This window comes from Micromonospora sp. LOL_021 (genome assembly GCF_048060215.1).
Lineage (GTDB): Bacteria > Actinomycetota > Actinomycetes > Mycobacteriales > Micromonosporaceae > Micromonospora_E.
Genome location: NZ_JBHMIN010000141.1, coordinates 1 through 743 on the forward strand (window position 1 = coordinate 1; position 743 = coordinate 743).

Annotated in this window: 1 protein-coding gene; it reads right to left on the bottom strand. The window is 70.7% G+C overall.

Translation table 11 applies throughout. The features are described 5' to 3' along the window. Window positions 1-33: 33 nt before the first annotated feature. On the bottom strand, window positions 34-743 hold a 710-nt coding region (locus ACFHWT_RS31375), incomplete at its 5' end, for a tyrosine-type recombinase/integrase (RefSeq protein ID WP_416598319.1).

Sequence of the window (743 nt, forward strand, 5' to 3'; positions counted from 1 at the left end):
TTGATTGTCCGCTTTGGACTACGGATCAGAAGGTTAGGGGTTCGAGTCCCTTCGGGCGCGCAAGATCATCAGGGGTCCGAGCTGTGGGAATGCGGCTTGGGCCTTTCTTGCTGTCCGGATGGTGTGGACGGTGGGTGTCACGTGGGTGCGACGTGGGTGCCACGCCCGTCGGCGGTTTCCCGAGCCTCCCGGCCTGGTGACCTGCGGCTTCGCCGCCACGGCCGGGGCGGCGGGGGTCGGGGCACCTGGTTTCGGCCGGCGGGTCGGCCGGTTGTTCCGGGCCTTGTTCCTGATCTTCCTGCGGGTGCGGCGGGCAGCAGCGAGGACGAGGTTGGCGGTGGCGTCGGCGCAGCGCCGCTGCGCCTCGGGCAGGACACTGGTGTAGGTGTCGGCGGTGACCACGACGCTGGAATGCCCGAGCAGATCCTGCAGGGTCTTCAGGTCGGCGCCGGCGTGGTGCGCCAGAGACGCCGCGCCATGACGCAGGTCATGCAGCCGTACCGGCGGCAGCCCGACCCGGTGGACCAGTTTGCGGAACCGGGTGGTGGCGTAGTTCGGGTTGATCGGCAGCCCGTCGGGGCGGGTGAACACGTACCCGGTGTCGGTCCAGGGCCTGCCGTCGGCGGTGGTCCCGGTCCTCTGGTCGAGTTGACGGCGTCGGTGCGCGCGCAGGACCTGGACGGTGCGTTTGTCCAGGGCGACCGCCCGCCGCCCCGCCGCGGTCTTCGGGTCGCCCTCGACGA